Origin of the sequence: Streptomyces sp. UH6, assembly GCF_013421635.1 — a bacterium.
GTDB lineage: Bacteria > Actinomycetota > Actinomycetes > Streptomycetales > Streptomycetaceae > Streptomyces > Streptomyces abyssomicinicus.
Window position 1 is genome coordinate 1 of sequence record NZ_JACADT010000927.1, and the last position, 2,265, is coordinate 2,265.

Sequence of the window (2,265 nt, forward strand, 5' to 3'; positions counted from 1 at the left end):
GCGGATCCGCTGCAGGCCCAGGGACAGCAGCGGCACGTCTGAACTCCAGGCAGAGCGGCAGAGCACCCGTCTGACGGGAGGTCAGACGCGCGCTCTCCCGATCTGGCCGCCGAGCAGCCCGTGGAGCGCACCAAGCTGCTCTGCCCGGAGCCCAGCCGGTCCGACATCGCCGAGACGGTCCGCACCGCCTTCACCCCGGTCACCGAGGACGCGGCCGACGGCGGCAAGGCCGAACTCCTGCCCGCCGCGGCCTCGTCGTCCGGTGCGGAGGACGAGGACCCGGAGAACGCCGACGGCGACACGGATGCCGACGCCGACGCCGACGCCGAGAAGCCCGGGGGCACGGAGGACGCCGAAGGCACCGAGGACGCCGAGGGCGACGAGGGCACGGCGGACGCCGAGGCCCGTCCCGCCGGCAAGCCGGTGCTCACGCTCAAGGAGCCCGGCAAGCCCGTCTCCCGGGAGAGCTCCGGCGGCGACGAGCCCGCGCTGCTCGGCACCGCCGACGGCCGCTTCGCCCCCGGCTGGACGGTCCAGCAGACCACCAAGGTCACCGTCGGCGCGGGCCGCGGACTGCACGGCACCGCCTGCAGCGTCCCGGACACCGACTTCTGGTTCCCGGGCGCCAGCACCGCGGAGTTCCGCACCGACTACGTGCACCTGACGAACCCGGACGACTCCGCGGCCGTCGTCGACATCGAGCTCTTCGGTCCGGAGGGGCAGCTGGAGACCTCGGCCCCCGACGGCGTGACGGTCCCGCCGCTCGGTACCGAGCGCGTCCTGCTGTCCACCCTCACCGACCAGCCGCTGCCCGACGTCACCGCGCACGTCAGCGTCCGCAGCGGCCGGGTCGGGGCCCGCGTGCAGGCGCTGGACACCGGCAACGGCGGCGACTGGATCGCCCCGGCCGCCGACCCGGCCGGTTCGCTGGTGCTGCCCGGCATCCCCAAGGACGCCACCTCGGTCCGCCTGATCGCCTACGCGCCCGGCGACTCGGACGCCGACCTCGCCGTCCGCCTCGCCTCGCCCACCGGCGCCATCACCCCGGCCGGCCTGGAGAACCTGCACGTCAAGGCGGGCATGACCACCTCGACGGACCTCAAGGACGTCACCCGGGGCGAGGCCGGCTCGCTGCTGCTCACCCCGACCGGGCGCGAGGTCCCGGTGGTGGCCGGACTCCAGGTGGTGCGCGGCAAGGGCGCCAAGCAGGAGACCGCCTTCATCCCCGCGACGGGCGCCGTCACCACCCGCGCCACCGCGCTCGGCAACACCGCCAAGGGCACCACGCTCTCCCTGGCCGCCCCGACCGCGGACGCCACCGTGAAGGTGACCTCCTCCGCGGGCAGCGAGGGCGGCACCGGCACCTCGAAGACGTACGAGCTGAAGAAGGGCACCACCACCGACATCGATCTGCCCGTGCCGAGCGGCCTCAAGGGCACCTACGCCCTGGTGATCGAGCCGGTGTCCGGCGGCCCGGTGTACGCCGCCCGCACCCTCGCCGAGAAGCTGGACGGCATCGCCGCCTTCACCGTGCAGACCCTGCCGGACGACCGCGGCCGGGTGGCCGTCCCGGAGGCCGCACAGGATCTGACGGTGCTGCAGAACTGACCAGGAGACCGAACGGCCGTGCCCGGCCCCCCGTTGCCGACGGGAGGCCGGGCACGGCCGTTCCGGGACGTGCCCAGGAAGCTCCAGGGCCCGCTCCGGCACGGGCCCGGCAAGCTCCAGGGCCCAGGCAGCCCCAGGGTCGGGGAAGCCCCAGTGCAGAGGAAGCCGCCCGGCCGCCCGGTCAGTCCTCGTCGCCGTCGTAGCGCGGATCCACCGCCTCGGGGGTGAGCCCGAGCAGGTCGGCGACCTGTTCGACCACCACCTCGTGCACCAGTGCGGCCCGTTCCTCCCGGCCCTTGCTGCGGATCTCCACCGGCCGCCGGTACACCACGACCCTGGCCGGCCGGTTCTCCCGGCCGGGGACGGTGCCGCCCAGCGGAACCGCCTCGTCGCTCCAGGAATCGCCGGGCCCGGGCGCGGGCGGCACCTCCAGCACCAGGAAGTCGACCTCGGCCAGCTGCGGCCAGCGCCGCTCCAGCCGTTCCACCGAGTCCTGCACCAGATCGGCGAAGAGGTCGGCGCGGCTCGCGGCGAGGGGAACCTGCGGGGGCGCGATCGGGCCGCGCATGCCGCGGCCGTGGCGGTCCCGCCGACGGGGCTCGGGGCCCGAGGGGCGCGGCGGTACGGGATTGTCCATCACCGGTGCAGCGTAATGGC

At 75.1% G+C, this 2,265-nt stretch carries 2 protein-coding genes; one reads left to right on the forward strand and one right to left on the reverse strand.

Annotated elements, in window-relative coordinates; all coding sequences use genetic code 11:
• Positions 1-102: 102 nt before the first annotated feature.
• Positions 103-1,608: a DUF5719 family protein gene (locus HW445_RS27645; RefSeq protein WP_180223597.1), complete on the forward strand. Its 1,506-nt coding sequence runs from the start codon at positions 103-105 to the stop codon at positions 1,606-1,608.
• A gap of 181 nt (positions 1,609-1,789) precedes the next feature.
• Here HW445_RS27645 and HW445_RS27650 read toward each other — a convergent pair whose 3' ends face one another.
• Positions 1,790-2,245 carry a metallopeptidase family protein gene (locus HW445_RS27650; RefSeq protein WP_180223596.1) on the reverse strand — a complete coding sequence of 152 codons (456 nt, stop codon included), beginning with the start codon at positions 2,243-2,245 and terminating at the stop codon, positions 1,790-1,792.
• Positions 2,246-2,265: the final 20 nt, after the last annotated feature.